Consider the following 17,072-nt stretch of genomic DNA (forward strand, 5'->3'; position numbering starts at 1 on the left):
ACTACTAGACTTTGCACCTTCTAACACTGTCTTAAGGTAACATTCTCTAACACTATAACTAATAAATTTATAATATTCACCGTCCAATTCATGCCTATTTAGACCATCCACTTTATCCTTTAAAGCTTAATCAAATCTAATTATTGAGAGCTATAAACCATCACATGTGCACTTAAGTGCTTAATGAATAGGAGTTTTGCTAGACACCTGCTCCTTTTGTAAAAGTGTAGAAACGAGAACAAGGCTACCACATACCAAGAGAATTTGGTATGTGGTAGCCTAAAAAAGTTATTTTATTATCTCAAATCCATCGATTAATCTAGACCGTTACTTTTGGCTTTCTAGCTACACTCATAATTCCAGCAATCAAGTAGAAAATCGCTGCAAAAATCGTAACGCCTCCAGAAAAAATAGTCGAAATGACTGCAGCTCCTATAAACAATATCCCTGCTAAAATAGGCTTTTTATTTTTTCTAAGTGCTATCATCGCTATGATTCCAGCTATTAAACTACCTGCAAATAGTAGCAATATAGACACTGCCGAAACATTTTGTATCGATGAGATAAAGAGGTCAATATCCATCACTTCTAATTGTGCAGGATTTTGTTCGACCACTCTTTGAAAAGAATCTCTCATAAGTTCTTCATTATTTTGAAACCAAATCAGTATAATACCTATGAATGTAAAAAAGGTATATCCAACAGCACCGATAATTCCTAACACAAATTCTCCTGTTCTTTTCATTCCTTATGTATCCCTCCACATATTCATTTACATTTCTATTTGATTCTAGTAAAAAGAATCCTATTATTTAATACTAATAACCTTCCAAGTCCAAGAATAAACTAGAATCGTTTGATTACTTCAATAAATAAGATACAATGACTGTATCATATTTAGAGAGGGTTTTGCACGTGTTTAAAGGAAAAGCCTTCTGTGAAGCTTTTATTTATTTATATTCTTCACAAAGCTGGACAGAACAAGAAAAAAGTAAAGTAATTGAAGACTTTCTAAAGGTGCATACTAATACATTTAAAATGACAAATGTAAGAGTTATAGAAGAGTATTTTCATGAAGAACAGCAGGAGTTTAGTTTGCAATTAGCTCTGTATTCAGAGATTTTGGTTCCATATGATAACCGCATTACTCATTTAAATGATTATCGTATTAATGCGTGTAGACTTTTTCGAAAGCAATTTCCAAAGGTTGGGGCCGTTATGGCGCATTCCATAGATGTGTATACACCGTTAAGATGGAAAGGGTATAAGGGACAAGTGTATAAGGAATCCAGATCCTAATATTCATTATAGATTATAAGGCGTTTTGAATACGCTATTTACTATTCTCAAGGGGCCCCGAACCAATTAGGCAATATAATGAAGAAAATGATCACTCCGATTAAAATCAAAGATGAAAGGATGATTAAGGTGAAGCGCAGCTTAATATTCATTGTCATATAAGCATAGAAAAACCCTACTAAACTTAGAAGTAATAAAATAGCTAATAATACAAAAATGAATATCCCCTCCTGTTTACTCGCTTTATTGAATGAATTCTATTAATCGGAAATTCCTTCTTGTGATCATTTTAGTTTAACATGCTTCGGTTTAATTGTAAAAGTTTGGTTTTTCTGTCTAAAAACACTCTATCATTAGTTATTTTAAGAATGCATTTTTCAAAACTCACAAAAAATAATCACGTTAGTTAAGTCAACGTGATTACCTTTTATTTTGTTATTTGAATTCATTTCATCATTGTTATCTTCTAATGGAAACCGAGTGGTTAGGTTTTTGATTTTCACTTTAGGTAGATGCTTTCCCAAGGGCTTGTCTTCAGCTAACTCTGACTACGCAGAGCTTCGCCAGAGTGGATCTTCAGACTTGCGCTGACCCTTTGGGAGTCACTACCTACCGTTTCAATCAAGAAGTTAATGAACAAACATTCAATAAATTTTTATAATGAATGGTCGGTTGAGCAATGATGAAATTCATTCACTTTTTATTTATTACTGTTGCCCTTTTTGAATCCAAGAAGCTACTTCTACCGTACGCTTCGCTTGGTATTTAGCTGCTTCCTCAACATCTTCCTGCATGTTTCCATCTTGACCTACAGTTACGCTTACTCCATATGGATTTCCGCCTGATGCAAACTGAACTGGGTCTGTATAACCAGGTGAAGCTACAATCGCTCCCCAGTGATGCATAGTCGTATAAAGAGATAAAATAGTTGCTTCCTGTCCACCATGAGCATTACTAGCTGATGACATTGCACTAACTACTTTGTTTACTAGCTTACCTTGTGCCCATAATCCGCCTGTCGTATCTAAGAATTGCTTCATTTGTGATGCAACATTTCCGAAACGAGTTGGAACACTGAAAATAAAAGCATCTGCCCATTCTAAATCATCATTAGTTGCCTCTGGAATATTGGCCGTTTCTTCAACATGAGCTTTCCATGCAGGATTTGAATCGATAGCAGCTTGAGGCGCTAATTCTGGTACTTTAACTAATTTAACTTCTGCACCGGTAGCTTTTGCACCTTCTTCTGCCCATTTAGCTAATTGAAAGTTTGTTCCAGTAGAACTGTAATAAATGACGGCTACTTTAATGTTTGCCATTTTAAAAACTCCTTCTCTCGTTTATTTTTTAATGTATCAACATTCTTATCCTAAATATCTCCATTCACATTACAAAAATAGTTTGACCGATATTAACGTCATTATGCAATGCCTTGAATTCAAGATATTTATTTAAAAAAAGGGAATAAACCCTACAGACTGAATCATAGCATAAGACACTTAACTAAATCAACACAATTAACTTTATTTATGTAAGTAAATTTATTGACATATTCTTCCATTTTTTTATATCCCCTCTTTCTATTTCGTACAAAATCCATTAGAATTGTAAATTATCATTGAATTAGACTTGAGGTAATAAATATTATGCTTATACAAAAATGGATACAGCCCTTCATTGGGAAAAGATTACTTAAAACAGGCTTAGCTGTTTTTATTACAGCTTGGATTTGCCAAATTCTCGATTTACCTGTTATTTTTGCCGTTATAGCTGCTATTGTAACGATTGAGCCAACAGTATATGCATCTATAACAAAAGGAATCATTCGATTGCCAGCTGCGGCTATTGGTGCAGCTATTGCCATGAGTTTTGATTTTTTATTAGGACAAACTCCTTTGACATTTGCCCTATCTGCTTTTTTTACTATTTTAATTTGTCACAGACTAGGCTGGCATGATGCTATTATAGTATCGACACTTACAGCGGTTGCGATGATTCCTATGACAGACGACCAGTTCTTTCTTAGCTTTTTAACGAGAGTTGCAACAACCTCAATTGGAATAACCGTTTCAACTTTAGTAAATCTAATCATTTGGTCACCTAACTTTATTAAGGAAATTAGAAAAAGAAAGAAAGACCTTACCTCTGACATAAAGGAATTAATTACCCAAAGCCTAAGAAATAAAAATTTAACCAAAACGAATAATGAAGATTTAAACCAAAAAGCAATGATTTTAACTGATAACCTTCAGCAAATTAATGAAATGCTAATATTACAACATGATGTTCATAAATTTAGAAAAAAAAAGCAAGACTTAAAAACCTTGTTTGAAATTGAACAGCAGGTCGAATTGATGCAGAAATTAGTCTTTCATAGTAAAAATATTATATCTTACTCCAATAAAGAAGTTTTACCTTCAGAAGATGCTCGTATTTTGGAAGAGGCTTGGTTGCTAATACAGGAAAGCTTTTATGATGATTCTTTAAAAATGGAGCTTAACCAAGTAAAAAAAGTTCGAACCGTTCTCTCACCATTAATTGAAAATCAAGCGACTGTATCCTTAAAAATCGATAAAAGCACGATGATTTCTTTAGAACTGTTAAGCATTTATCATTTGCTTCTGGAATTTCAATATTCGAAAAATCATTCACAACAGGGATAAAATGTTCATCTATTTGAAGCCACTTCATCCTTCTATCTTTTAGTGAAAACCGAGCGATTAGGTTTTTGATTTTCACTTTAGGTAGATGCTTTCCCAAGGGCTTGTCTTCAGCTAACTCTGACTATGCAGAGCGTCGTCAGAGTGGATCTTCACACTACTGCGCTCATCCTTTGGGAGTCACTACCTACCGTTTCAATCAACAAGCAAACCAACAAACATTCTAGACATCTTTTATAATGAATGTTCTGTGTCGTCCACTTCATCAACTTCATCAACTTCATCATTTCTACCTTATAATGAAAACCGAGCGATTAGTTTTTTGATTTTCACTTTAGGTAGATGCTTTCCCAAGGGCTTGTCTTCAGCTAACTCTGACTATGCAGAGCGTCGTCAGAGTGGATCTTCACACTGCGCTGCGCTCATCGTTTGGGAGTCACTACCTACCGTTACAATCAACAAGCAAACCAACAAACATTCTAGACATTTTTTTATAATGAATGTTTGTTTATATTCACTTATAGAGCAATGATGAAATTCACTCATTTAAAAGTCATTTAGACATAAACCGTTCTAAATGGCTTTGTTTTTTATCCAAAAAATAAATTGTAAGCTTGATATAATTCGTACATTTTTCTGCTTCCTTATTTATAGAAAAAAATTGTTACTGTATAATTCAATTATAATAAAGCGTTTTCATGAGAAGGAAGGGTGATTTACCTTGACCATTTGGAATCCAATTAAGGTGCTTATTGTAGATGATGAAACGTTGATTAGACAAGGAATTAAACATCTGATTGATTGGGAAAAAGAGGGCTTTACGATTATTGGTGAAGCAGCAAATGGAAAGGAAGCTCTTGAATTAATAGAATATGAACAGCCACATATTGTTATAACAGATATCATTATGCCCCTAATGGATGGTAAGGAATTAACAAAAATAATCAAGAAACAATTTCCACATATTGCAGTAGTCATATTGAGCAGCTTTGGGGAATTTGACTATGTCAGGTCAAGCTTTCAAAATGGAGTGTTTGACTACATTTTGAAGCCTAAGCTAGAAAAAGAAAGTTTTATCCAAATCATGCATAAGGCCTCTAATCACCTACCTCAAATAGCTGAAGATGTGAAAGAAGATCAACAACCCGTTCATTCATATGTCGAACAGCTATTAGAAGGTCTTGTTACCGGCTTTAATCCAGAGCTTAATGAGGAAATCGTAAAAGATTCACTTCCTCATTCCTATTATTATCTAATTGGCTTTAAAATACGGGACTTTGGCAGAGATCAATCGGTACAGTTTGTAGAAGGTATAAAGAAAAAAATTAGTTCAGCACTAATTACGTCCTTTTCATTTATACCCTATAAGCATTATTTTCTAAAAAGTGAAAAAGAGACTCTGTTCGCTTTGGTCAATATTAACGAAGAGCTTAGTTTTACCTCTCATATTAAAGCTCTTTCAATAATAACGAAAGAAGATTGTAGACTTGCAATAAGTGAACCATTTTCCAATCTACAGCGTTTAAAGGATGTTTATCAGCAATTAAATCGAATATCGGAACAATTCTTTTTTTCTCCAGAACGCATCCTTTTGTTTGAAAAAGAATGGCAAAGTGAAGCAACACAATCCGTTACCTTTCATTTAGACGATTTTCTTAATCAATTAAAACAAGAGGATTTTGACATAGCCTTTCAAGATTTAAAAACATATCTTGATTTCTTACTTCATGATCCAAAGACGAATGTTCATGAATTTAAATCATTTTTAAACAATATTCTCTTTAACGTCATCATTCTTCTCAAAAACTTAGAGTATGAAGTGTCTTCATTAGAAACGGATAAATATAAATATATAACCTCTATTGATCAAGCTAATGATGTCACTGAGACCCTTGAAATCTTAAATGATTTTATAAAAAGTGTGTCAACCCTTTCTACACGTAAGGGCTATAACAAAAACATTCAAAATTTAATGAACTATATTCATTCTCATTATATGAAACCTTTGACGTTAACGAATGTAGCGAAGCATTTTCATTTTAATCCTTCGTATCTTTCAAATCTATTCGCTACCCATAATAAAGAGAGTTTTATAGAATACTTGAATAAAATTCGAATTAATGAAGCTAAAAAGCTTCTAAGAAAGAACGGATTAACTATAGCAGAAATAAGTGAAACAGTCGGTTATTCTGATCACAGTTATTTTTGCAAAGTGTTCAAAAAAAAGACCGGATTCTCTCCGAGTAAATATAAGAAAAAACACTTAGGATAGGAGTCATCTCATGCAGCTAATCCTACAAAAAGTAAGACAGAATAGTTTATTTTTCAAGCTATTCTCCCTTACTTTCATTATTGTCATTTCGGTCTCTTTTGCGATTTCCTTAACCTCTCTTCGAATGTCAGAGCGGCTTTTTGTTGATACATTTTGTATTACAAATGCAAAAGTAATCGAACAAATTAAAGAAAACTTTGAGTCGTTTAATTATTCAGTCGTTCTTGCTGCAAATAGCCTTCACCAAAATATCATTGTCAAAGATGCCTTATCTGGTGAGTATTCTAATTCTGAAATGATGAATGTTTATTATTTGCTTCACTCTTCTATGGAGCAAATAAAAACTTATCTAGATACATATGATGCGAGCATCATGATTACAGGAATGAATTCAGTCAGCTTTTCTACTGATCGGACGTTTTGGCCTTTTACTGATGAAGAGTGGATGGAACACGAAGTTTACCAAAAGACTTTAGATAAGCAGGGACAGCTTATGTATCAGCACATCCAAATCGAAAACAGAAATCAAGATTTGGAACAAATGATTATTGCTTCAAAAGCATTAACAGACCGGACATCAGGAGTTCATTACGGTTCTGTCTATTTTTCTATAAAAGAAAGTGATTTTAGAAAATTCTATTCAAATGTAACAAGTCCCGGAAATGATATTTTTCTCATTAATCAAAAAGGCGATTTAATCTCAACCAATCGTTCTGAATTAATAGGATCTAACTCACCAGAGCTACTAACCTTAATAGAGGAAATGACAGAATCTCAAGAAAATTATATGGAAAGTGATTTTATGGGTAAGAAGCAAATTATTTTAACGGAATATCTCCCTTTTTTCGATATGTATATTATTAATACGATCGATCGTGAAATGCTAAACCATGCCATTATTGATAAAAAAAGCATAGCATTAGTTAGCGTGGGGATTGTCGTTATTGCTTTAATTATCATTTTCTTTCTTTCTAAAAGAATGACGAATTCTTTATCTTCACTCGTTAAGCATATAGGGAAAACGTCAAAAACAGGATTTATTCAGTATGCACCAATAGATGGTACGTACGAAACAAGACAAATCGGAAATGCTTTTAACTCCATGTTGGATGAATTGCATCGATATGTTGATGAGCAAGTCATATCGCAAAAGAAAATACGTCAGGCTGAATTAGCCGCTTTACAGCAGCAAATTAATCCACACTTTCTCTATAATACATTGACCTCAATTAAGTTTCTAATTCAACAAGGTAGTAAAGAAGAGGCGATCGATACGATCCATTCGTTGATCTCATTATTACAGAATACATTAGGTAATGTTAGCGAGACCGTCTCGATAGAGCAAGAAATAGAAAACCTTAAAAATTATGTCCTGATTAACCAAAAAAGATATGGCAATCGCATTTCTGTCAATTATTTTGTTGAACAAGATTCTGATTCTTATTTAATTCCTAAGTTAATACTTCAGCCTTTTGTTGAAAATGCCTTCTTTCATGGATTTAATCAAAAACAAAATGGTTCAATAACGATTATGATTTGGAAGGAAAATGAGCTTTTGCTTTGTGAAATTATCGATAATGGAGATGGTATGGATATCGCCCCCTCTGACGCGCTCCCCTCTAAGAAGAAAAAAAAGCATCAATTTTCTGGAATCGGGATCCGAAATGTTCATGAGCGTCTACAAATGCTTTATGGAGAGACATACGGGGTTGAGATGACAAGCTCTCTTGGTGAATGGACGAAAGTCCGAATATGCCTTCCTGCCAACAAAGAACAATAAATATTATAAAAAACCTAACAAAAAAACAAATTTAATGCATCCTTTTTCATTAAGCTAAAATATGAACAAATACATAAAAAAAATGTCCTAACAGTCTGATTTCAGTAAATGCTAGCATACAATTACAGCCTAAGAAAACGCTTACAACATAAAGAAAAGGGGACTTGAATATGAAAAAAATGATGATGGCTTGCTTCTCCATTTGCTTATTATTTATTGTTGTTGCTTGTTCTTCTGGAAATTCGGACACTACAAGCAATGAAGGCTCTACAGGAGATCAGGAGGATGAAAATCAATCAAGTAGTGTTGATGAAATTACGATTTGGGCATGGGATCCGAACTTTAATATCGCAGCTCTCGAGTTAGCAAAAGATACCTATGCTGAGGAAAACGCTGATGTAAACATTAACATAGTCGAAAGTGCACAAGATGACATTATTCAACGACTAAACACGATTTTAAGCTCTGGTTCTACAAGTGGACTACCTCATATCGTATTAATAGAAGATTATCGAGCACAAGGCTTTTTACAATCGTACCCAGATTCTTTTCATGAAATTACAGGTGCTTATGAATTAGATAACTTTGCTCCTTATAAAATTGCACCAACAAGCATAGATGATGCTAATTATGGATTGCCTTTTGACACTGGTGTAGCCGGCTTGTATGTTCGTACCGATTATTTTGAAGAAGCAGGATATTCTGTAGAAGACTTACAAAGCTTAGATTGGAACGAATATATTGAAATTGGAAAGGAAATAAAAGAAGCAACGGGAAAATATCTTTTAACGTTAGAACCGAATAATTTATCTCAGCTGCGTATGATGATTCAAACAAACGGTGGCTGGTATGTAGAAGAAGATGGTGTTACTCCATACCTTGCTGATAATGAAGACTTGAAAATAGCCTTCGAGGTTTATAAGACACTCATTGACGAAGATTTAGCAAAGCCTATTTCAGATTGGAGTCAATTTGTTGCAGGATTTAATAGCGGCGAAGTAGCCTCTGTTCCGACTGGAAATTGGATTACTCCTTCTGTTACAGCCGAAGAATCACAATCTGGTGATTGGGCCGTTGTCCCTTTCCCTACCTTACCTGGTGTAGAAAGCTCGATTCCAGCTACTAACTTAGGTGGAAGCTCATGGTATGTACTCAATATTGATGGAAAAGAGGATGCAACTGATTTCTTAGCTAAAACATTTGGTTCAAATGACCAATTATACGAAGATTTGCTAAATGAAATTGGAGCAATCGGTACCTATTTGCCAGCTTCTCAGAATGATGCTTACCAATCAGAAGTTGAGTTTTTTGGAAATCAAAGTATTTATGCTGACTTTGCTAAATGGTCAGAACTTATTCCACAAGTAAACTACGGTATTCACACTTATTCTATTGAGGATATTTTAGTCGTAGAAATGCAAAATTACTTAAATGGAAAAGATATCGATCAAGCCTTACAGGATGCTCAAGTTCAGGCGGAAACTCAAATTAGGTAAAAAAATGAGGAGCTCCATTATCACTTAAAAAGGTGAATGATTGAAGCTCCTTTTTTTTAATGTAGGGAGTGTGCAAAATGGAAATCACAAAAACGAATACTAAAAATAAGGAGTATCAAAAACCTCCATCCAAAAAGCTACCCAGTAAATTAATGCTAAAAAGCAAATTAACTGGTTGGCTATTTATCTCTATTTCGGTTTTACTCATCTCAGTCTTCTATTTTTACCCAATGGGTCAAGCACTCATTCTTTCTTTTCAATCGGGAATAGGAAATAATTTAGAATTCGTAGGTTTTGATAATTATCTAAGGTTATTAAATGACCCAACCTTCAAAGCAGCTTTAACGAATACAGTCATTTTCCTTTTATTTCAAGTACCTATTATGATTTTATTAGCTTTAATCATTTCCGTCTTATTAAATGACCAAAAGCTGATGGCTAGAGGCTGGTTTCGAACAGCTATTTTCTTACCATGTGTGACTTCTTTAGTCGCTTATTCCGTAATTTTTAAATATTTATTCAGTACGGATGGATTCATTAATTTAATGCTTTCGAATCTATCTATTATTTCACAGCCTATAAATTGGTTAACCGATCCTTTTTGGGCGAAGGTAACGATTATTATTGCGATCACCTGGAGATGGACCGGTTATAATATGATATTTTATTTATCTGCATTACAGAATATTGATAAATCAATCTATGAAGCCGCTAAAATTGATGGAGCATCTGCTTTGCAGCAATTTTTTAAGATTACGATTCCGATGCTTAAGCCTATCATTTTATTCACTTCTATTATATCAACGATTGGTACCTTACAGCTCTTTGATGAGGTCATGAACATAACCGGCGGTGGACCAGGAAATTCAACAGTTACGATTTCTCAATATATTTATAATCTCTCTTTTAAATATACTCCAGACTTTGGTTATGCAGCGACTGTTTCCTATGCAATCGTTATACTCATTGTTTTCTTTTCAATACTTCAATTCAGAGTAGCAGGTGATAAAACATGATTAAACTTAGAAGATTGGCCATCTATCTTGTACTTTCATTCATTTCAATGATTTCTATTTTTCCTTTCTTTTGGATGATTGTGAGTGCAACTAATCGTTCTGTTGACGTTACCCAAGGAAGGCTATTACCTGGAACACACTTACTCGAAAATTTCCAAACATTATTATCTACTGTAGATATTGTCAATGCTTTACTAAATTCATTATTTATAGCGGGAGCTACAACGATTCTCTCTCTATTCATTTCTTCGATTGCAGGATATGCATTTGAGATTTATCGAAGTAAAACAAAAGATGTTATCTTTAATATTCTACTTCTTTCAATGATGATTCCTTTTGCTGCCTTAATGGTGCCGTTATTTAGAATGTTTGGTACAGTTGGTGTATATATCCCATTTATTGGAGTGGATACCTTCTCAGCTGTTATATTCCCTACTTTAGCAACAGCATTTTTAATTTTCTTCTTTAGACAGAGCAGCAAAATGTTTGCTAAGGAGCTATTAGAAGCTGGTCGTATTGATGGATTATCCGAGCCTGGTTTATTTTTTCGTATCTATGTACCTACGATGAAAACCACTTACTCAGCTGCAGCAATAATCACGTTTATGACTAGCTGGAACAATTATTTATGGCCGTTAGTCATTTTACAATCACCAAATAAACAAACAATTCCATTACTGATTTCAAACTTAGGCTCAAGCTATTCTCCTGATTATGGAGTCATCATGCTCGCAATCGTAATAGCCACTTTACCGACCGCATTAATTTTCTTTATTATGCAAAAGCATTTTGTCGCAGGAATGATGGGGTCTATTAAATAAAGACTTAATAGTTTAAAATAGTTGAATCATTCTTAAGTCATCTACACTCTTAAAGGCTGGGATTAACGTATTATAAAGAACTTCACATATGTTAGATTCCCAGCTGATCACCTTTTATAAAAAATCTACCGGTTCAACAGAACCCTCCTTCTTTTTACAAGTAGGAGGGTTCATTGTTCGTTATTTCAGTATGCAGCCGGTACACATCATTTCAAGTTTCGTTACATAATGTGTTAAAAAATAGGTTTTGATCTACACTCGTTGAATTTGAAGATTCTCTATTAAATCCGAAACCTAGTATATACAAGACTCGTAGACTTCAGTAGATGAAGTGTTCATACTATAATCGCTATTTTGAATGTCTCAGCATCTTACATCTAGGTGCCCTCATACATGTGATTGGTTAAGGTACCTTTTTTAACTTTCAATAATCAACAATTTCTTACAATATTCTCTATTTCCAATTCTAAACAGCCATTATCTTTTTTAAAAAATTTGTCATTATTAGCAAAAATGTTATTATAAAGTCGATATATATATAGAATTTGAATGGAAGAGTAAAAAGGGGAATGAAATGTCTTACAAGAGAAAAATAATACTTTTATATATTCTAATAGGGACTGTTTGGATTTTAATAACCGATTTCCTGCTAGTTTATCTTAATATGGAAATTTATTTATTTGTCCAAAGGTTTAAGGGGTTATTCTTTGTTCTTCTTACAGGAGCCTTTATTTATTATGCTTTAGGAAAAGGAGAACAAGTAAAATTATTAAAAAATGAAAAAGAACGATTAAATACATTGATTAACTCAATGGTCGACTTTGTAAACTTTAAAGATGGTCAAGGCAGATGGATTAAAGTCAATCAATTTGGCCTCGATTTATTTCAATTAAATCATGTAGATTATCGCGGAAAAACAGACCGTGAGCTCGCTGAATATACAGATTTTTATCATGATGCTCTCGTTCAATGTTACGATTCCGATGAAGAAACGTGGAAATCAGGAGAAATCACACGTGTGGAAGAGAAAATTCCGATGCCAGATGGAACCACCAAAACATTTGAGACGATCAAAGTACCACTTTTTGAAGCAAATAAAGAGCGTAAAGGTTTAGTCGTTATTGGTCGTGAAATTACAGAAAGAATTGAGGCAACTCAATTAATGAAGGCTAGTGAGCTTAAATATCGCTCTTTATTTCATTACAATCCTGAGTTAGTGTTTATCGTTGATATTAGAGGGAATTTCATTGAAGTTAATCCTAAATTCGAGCCATTAACTGGCTACGAAGCAGATTATGCACTGGGAAGACCTATTACTGAGTTCGTCGCTAACAAAAGTGACCAACAAAGAGTGTTAGCTGCCATTCAAAAAGCTATTGAAGAAAGGGAATCTGTCCAAACACCTGAGATTGTTCTGACCTCTAAAAAAGAGAATCCTCATACTGTTCATTGTGTGTTTGTTCCTATCATTAATGAAGAACATGGGATACAGGGGATTATTGGCTATACAACTGATATGACACAAACCCTTGCTACTGAGGAAAAGCTAAGAACAACTGAAAAGCTAGCTGTAGTAGGAGAATTAGCTGCTGGTATTGCCCATGAAATTAGAAATCCACTTACCTCTTTAAAGGGATTTGTCCAATTGTTTCAATATGAAAATACGAAAGACCATTTTATTCATAATATTATGTTGGACGAATTAGAGAGAATTAATACAATTGTTAGTGAATTACTTGTCTTATCTAGACCACAGGAGCTTGTTTTCTCTCCAAAGAACCTAAATGAGATGATGGATACTATTTTAACTTTATATCACTCTGAAATGAATTTACATGGGGTTTCTGTAAGTATAGATAAAGAAGATAATAACCTTATTTTTGAGTGTGAGCCTAACCAAATTAAGCAGCTATTTTTAAACATTATTAAAAATTCAACAGAAGCATCAGCAAGTCATATCCATATTCGTACCTTTCAGGATGGTGAGTATCTCGGAGTAACCGTCCAAGATAATGGGTGTGGAATTGAAAAAGACCGTCTTAAGAAAATCGGAGAACCTTTTTATTCTCAAAAAGAAAAAGGAACAGGTCTTGGACTTACAGTGAGCTTTAAAATTATCGAGGCTCATAAGGGCACCATTCATTACGATAGTGTCGTAAATGAAGGTACCACAGTGACGATGAAATTTCCGATTAAGAGAGATTAACTTCTTTAAATGAAAAAGGGACTGTTCTATAAGATCATCAACATATCCTTATAGGTGGTCCCTTTTGTTATGGCATTATATATATGACCTCGTATTTGATATGGAGACACGCTCCCCTTAGGAAAATTCATCAAACCACTTCGTCAGGTAGCTTCACTGTCCTCTTTATATTCGATATCCAATCGCACGAGCAAAACGCGCTAAATTTCCAAATACTATCCTCTGTATGACTGGTGGTATCCCTACTAAATATCCGTCTATACACTCCCATGCTAGGCTCAACCATAAAGGATTTCGGGGAATACCTTTAGAATTAACCTGGTTTTTCATGTCTAGTGTATGAATAAGTTTGAACATATTCCAGTGGTTTCCTGGGGGGCGTACTTCATGAAGAAAGATTAAATTTTGGGAGCTCTCATTCCAAAATTGATGAATTTGCCTTGGTGAAACTTTACAATGCTGTCCAGGTATAAGGATAAAATCTTCTCCATCTACTTTTATCCTCATTTTCCCTTCCTTAACCGTAAAATATTCTGTTAATTCCGGATGCCAATGAGGCCCATTAATAGCACCTAACTTAGTGATCTTATGTTCAATAAGCAAATACTCATTGTGATGTTCAACACTTTGATCAACTAATGTAATGGTGGTTCCATCTGGATGTATGAGCTTTTCTAATTCATTCATTTTAATCCTCCTAATTAGGTCATCTAGTATCTCACATTAAGATTTATACATTTAGAACAATGATGCCTGTTCATAGTTGGATTGGGACAATAAGCCCGTTATGATGTTAAAAAGGCTTTTACTACTTTCGTAAATTCTTCAGGCCTCTCCTTCTGTGGCCAATGCTTACAAGCTTCCATTATATAAAGTTGGGAGTCTCGGATACTAGCATGTGCCTCTTTTGCATATTTCACTGGTACAGTCGTATCATGAGAGCCGTGAATAATAAGGGTTGGCATTTTTATTTCAGAATACCTCTCTGTTAAATTCGTGTTAAGCCCTTTTCTATTAATCTCACTTCTTTGAAATGAAATAAATGCCTTTCCAGCATAAGGGCCTTTTAAAACCTCATGTATTTGATCAACGAGTTCTTCAGAGGCTTTAGAAGAATCTCCAATCAAACTGTTCAATATCGTCCATTTCACAAAACTCCTACTTTTAGCTGAAAGTGCATAAGAAAGCTCATTTAAGAATGATTTGGTATACCAATAGGATAATTGATGAAATGGGAGCTTGCTGAATATCCCCCATGAATCTACTAAAGCCAACTTCTCCACCTTTGAAGGATGTTCTAGTGCAACTCCAAGAGAAATGCCGCCCCCTAGCGATAGTCCAATTAAGCTTGCACTATTTAAATTTAGCTCACTCATTAGCTCCTTCACAAAATCTATATAAAAGGATAAAGAATACTCAATATCTGGTCTTTCACTTTTCCCGTATCCCGGTAGGTCAGGTGCAAACACCTGATGATGTTTTGACAAAGGCTCTATTACTTCACTCCATGAGATATTCGCTGAATCAACTCCTCCCCCATGAAGAAGAATAACAGGCGAACCCATTTCTCCCGCTGTATAGCATTGTACGTTTATATTTTTTATTGTAAGCTTCAATATGTTTATGTTTGTTATGTTATCCATCCTTACTTACTCACCCCTTCGTTTATCTAATCCAACAATTCGATGAATACTAGATTTAACCAACCTATCTAATGGTTGATCCTGTTTGTTTAACCAGACCATTGCAACTCCTAAAGCACTAGATTGTAATAAAAAGGAAGTTTCTTTCACATCCATGTCTTCGATTTCACCTTTATCTATACTTTCTTTTAAAAGCCTTTGTACCTCCTCGTCAATGAGTACACTTCGTTCCTGAGAGATTTTACGTAATTCAGCATCTTTTACTCCTTCAGAGTAAATTTCTATCATGCTCATGATCGCTGCTGCATCACCTTTTTTGATTGGCCAATGAATCAAAAAATTTTCGAGGGTCTCAATATTAGCCTTTTTTAATTGATTTTCGTGAATGACTAACTGTGTTTGTTTCAAAGCATAGTTGAAATAATTAAGAATCAATCCCTTTTTCGAACCATATCGTTTTGACAAAATCGCCGCAGAAACATTTGCCTCCTTTGCAATCTTTTCTAATGACAGCTTTGAAAAGCCATGCAATGTTAACGCTTTGTATAACCCTAAAAATATTTGCTCATCTGTATACTTAATAGGACGCATTTTATCCTCTCCAAATTCATGAATAATTAGTAAGTAGTCATTTACTTACTAATATCATACGAAGAAGTCATCATAAAATCAATCTTTAATTTTTTTATTACTCTCTGCACTGCTTCACCATCACAACTAGAACTTATAAGTTTACACGTTAAACTTCTCTTCTTTTTACAAAAAGTGAATCAAAAGCTTGTTGTCACCTAATCGAATACTTATAATCAATTTTATAGTCTAGTAAAAATACCTGTATTAGACTTCAAATGTAGCCATTGACATTCTTCTAACAGATGAGTCCATTTAATCATTGTTTTGTAAGTGAATGAAACCGAACAGAACATCTATTATAAAAATGTCCTAAATGTTTGAAATCACTTGTTACGGGAGGTAGTACCTCCTAAAGGATGAGCGTAGTTTGAAGATCCACTCTGACGAAGCTCCGCGTAGTCGGAGTTAGCTGAAGACAAGCCCTTAGGAAAGCATCTACCTAAAGTGAAAATCAAAAACCTTTAAAAGATAGGAATGATGAAGTGAATTTAGATAAATATATTGTATTGACCCAATAATATTCTATTTTTAAAGTGTGCTGAAACTAGATTGAAATGATAAACGTAAAAGGTATGGGGGGAAGAATATGAAGTTGATAAAAAAATACCCAAAACTCTTTATCATAATTTTAATTATAATAATTTCATTGCCTTTATCTGCTGGTATTAATAGTATGGGCGAAACAGGTCAATTTATTAAATTCATCTTTTATAATCTATTGATTTTCAATTTTTTAGCTTTTATTTTAGCTTTTGTTGCTCTTTCTATTTTTCCTCTTATTGGGTATTTTATTATGAAAGGTAAGGCTCCTAAACCGTTCAAAGCAATTTTTTTATCAATTCCTCTGTTTTTAATATTCGGCTATCTTTCCTATGCTTTATTTGGGGATGGGGTACATGAAATTAAGGATGTCTTTCATTATTTTAATGGACATATCATGGAAGAAACAGTCGTAATAGATGAAGTTTCCAAAGGTAGCGTTACGTTTAAATTACGTGGACCATATGAAACTTACAAGTTATCAGATAATCGGGAATTTACTCTTTTTACAAGGGGTGTTTTAAAAGATGGTGCTTCTTCTGGAGAAACATATATCATTCGCTATCTTCCAGAAACTGAAACGATTTTAAGTATGCAGCAAAGTAAATAAATAGAGACTCTTTTTTGTGTTGCTAAAATGGTTATTCACTCCCCTAGACACTTCGCAAAGCTTGATAGACCCAAATTCAGATTTGAGCATTTAATG

Annotated in this window: 14 protein-coding genes; 9 read left to right on the forward strand and 5 right to left on the reverse strand. The window is 34.0% G+C overall.

Annotated features, from left to right (window positions below; genetic code table 11):
• Positions 1–319 precede the first annotated feature (319 nt).
• A complete protein-coding gene (locus tag AZF04_RS17130; RefSeq protein WP_061949816.1) occupies positions 320–745 on the reverse strand; it encodes a DUF4064 domain-containing protein in 426 nt (141 codons plus the stop codon).
• A gap of 170 nt (positions 746–915) precedes the next feature.
• Here AZF04_RS17130 and AZF04_RS17135 point away from each other — a divergent pair, with 170 nt between their 5' ends.
• Complete coding sequence (locus tag AZF04_RS17135) at positions 916–1,299, forward strand: hypothetical protein (protein WP_061949817.1); 384 nt, start codon at positions 916–918, stop codon at positions 1,297–1,299.
• A 707-nt stretch (positions 1,300–2,006) separates the two neighbouring features.
• Here the strand turns inward: AZF04_RS17135 and wrbA are convergent.
• A complete protein-coding gene (gene wrbA, locus AZF04_RS17140; RefSeq protein ID WP_061949818.1) occupies positions 2,007–2,618 on the reverse strand; it encodes an NAD(P)H:quinone oxidoreductase in 612 nt (203 codons plus the stop codon).
• A 327-nt stretch (positions 2,619–2,945) separates the two neighbouring features.
• Here wrbA and AZF04_RS17145 point away from each other — a divergent pair, with 327 nt between their 5' ends.
• From AZF04_RS17145 to AZF04_RS17175, 7 genes are all read left to right on the forward strand, one after another.
• Positions 2,946–3,962: an FUSC family protein gene (locus AZF04_RS17145; protein ID WP_061949819.1), complete on the forward strand. Its 1,017-nt coding sequence runs from the start codon at positions 2,946–2,948 to the stop codon at positions 3,960–3,962.
• A gap of 718 nt (positions 3,963–4,680) precedes the next feature.
• Positions 4,681–6,231 (forward strand): response regulator transcription factor, encoded by a 1,551-nt coding sequence (locus tag AZF04_RS17150; protein ID WP_082795415.1) that lies wholly within the window; start codon positions 4,681–4,683, stop codon positions 6,229–6,231.
• A 10-nt stretch (positions 6,232–6,241) separates the two neighbouring features.
• Positions 6,242–8,011, forward strand: a complete 1,770-nt coding sequence (locus tag AZF04_RS17155; protein WP_061949820.1) for a sensor histidine kinase — start codon at positions 6,242–6,244, stop codon at positions 8,009–8,011.
• A 170-nt stretch (positions 8,012–8,181) separates the two neighbouring features.
• Positions 8,182–9,507 carry an ABC transporter substrate-binding protein gene (locus AZF04_RS17160; protein WP_061949821.1) on the forward strand — a complete coding sequence of 442 codons (1,326 nt, stop codon included), beginning with the start codon at positions 8,182–8,184 and terminating at the stop codon, positions 9,505–9,507.
• 152 nt (positions 9,508–9,659) lie between these two features.
• Positions 9,660–10,523 (forward strand): carbohydrate ABC transporter permease, encoded by an 864-nt coding sequence (locus AZF04_RS17165; protein ID WP_235600020.1) that lies wholly within the window; start codon positions 9,660–9,662, stop codon positions 10,521–10,523.
• Positions 10,520–11,344: a carbohydrate ABC transporter permease gene (locus tag AZF04_RS17170; protein WP_061949823.1), complete on the forward strand. Its 825-nt coding sequence runs from the start codon at positions 10,520–10,522 to the stop codon at positions 11,342–11,344. The genes AZF04_RS17165 and AZF04_RS17170 overlap by 4 nt, the downstream gene beginning before the upstream one ends.
• Positions 11,345–11,918: 574 nt before the next feature.
• Complete coding sequence (locus AZF04_RS17175; protein ID WP_061949824.1) at positions 11,919–13,550, forward strand: PAS domain-containing sensor histidine kinase; 1,632 nt, start codon at positions 11,919–11,921, stop codon at positions 13,548–13,550.
• A gap of 165 nt (positions 13,551–13,715) precedes the next feature.
• On the opposite strand, the gene AZF04_RS17180 is transcribed toward AZF04_RS17175, so the two are convergent.
• The 3 genes from AZF04_RS17180 to AZF04_RS17190 all read right to left on the reverse strand — a co-directional run bounded on the left by AZF04_RS17180 (position 13,716) and on the right by AZF04_RS17190 (position 15,784).
• The gene (locus AZF04_RS17180) at positions 13,716–14,237 is read right to left on the reverse strand and encodes a cupin domain-containing protein (protein ID WP_061949825.1); all 522 of its coding nucleotides are present in this window, start codon (positions 14,235–14,237) and stop codon (positions 13,716–13,718) included.
• Positions 14,238–14,335: 98 nt separating this feature from the next.
• Positions 14,336–15,193 carry an alpha/beta fold hydrolase gene (locus tag AZF04_RS17185; RefSeq protein ID WP_061949826.1) on the reverse strand — a complete coding sequence of 286 codons (858 nt, stop codon included), beginning with the start codon at positions 15,191–15,193 and terminating at the stop codon, positions 14,336–14,338.
• A 6-nt stretch (positions 15,194–15,199) separates the two neighbouring features.
• Positions 15,200–15,784 carry a TetR/AcrR family transcriptional regulator gene (locus AZF04_RS17190; protein ID WP_061949827.1) on the reverse strand — a complete coding sequence of 195 codons (585 nt, stop codon included), beginning with the start codon at positions 15,782–15,784 and terminating at the stop codon, positions 15,200–15,202.
• Between the two features lie 628 nt (positions 15,785–16,412).
• Between AZF04_RS17190 and AZF04_RS17195 the strand changes: the two genes are divergently transcribed.
• Positions 16,413–16,976: a hypothetical protein gene (locus AZF04_RS17195; RefSeq protein ID WP_061949828.1), complete on the forward strand. Its 564-nt coding sequence runs from the start codon at positions 16,413–16,415 to the stop codon at positions 16,974–16,976.
• Positions 16,977–17,072 lie beyond the last annotated feature (96 nt).

Origin of the sequence: Alkalihalobacillus trypoxylicola (genome assembly GCF_001590785.1) — a bacterium.
Taxonomy (GTDB): domain Bacteria; phylum Bacillota; class Bacilli; order Bacillales; family Bacillaceae_D; genus Alkalihalobacillus; species Alkalihalobacillus trypoxylicola.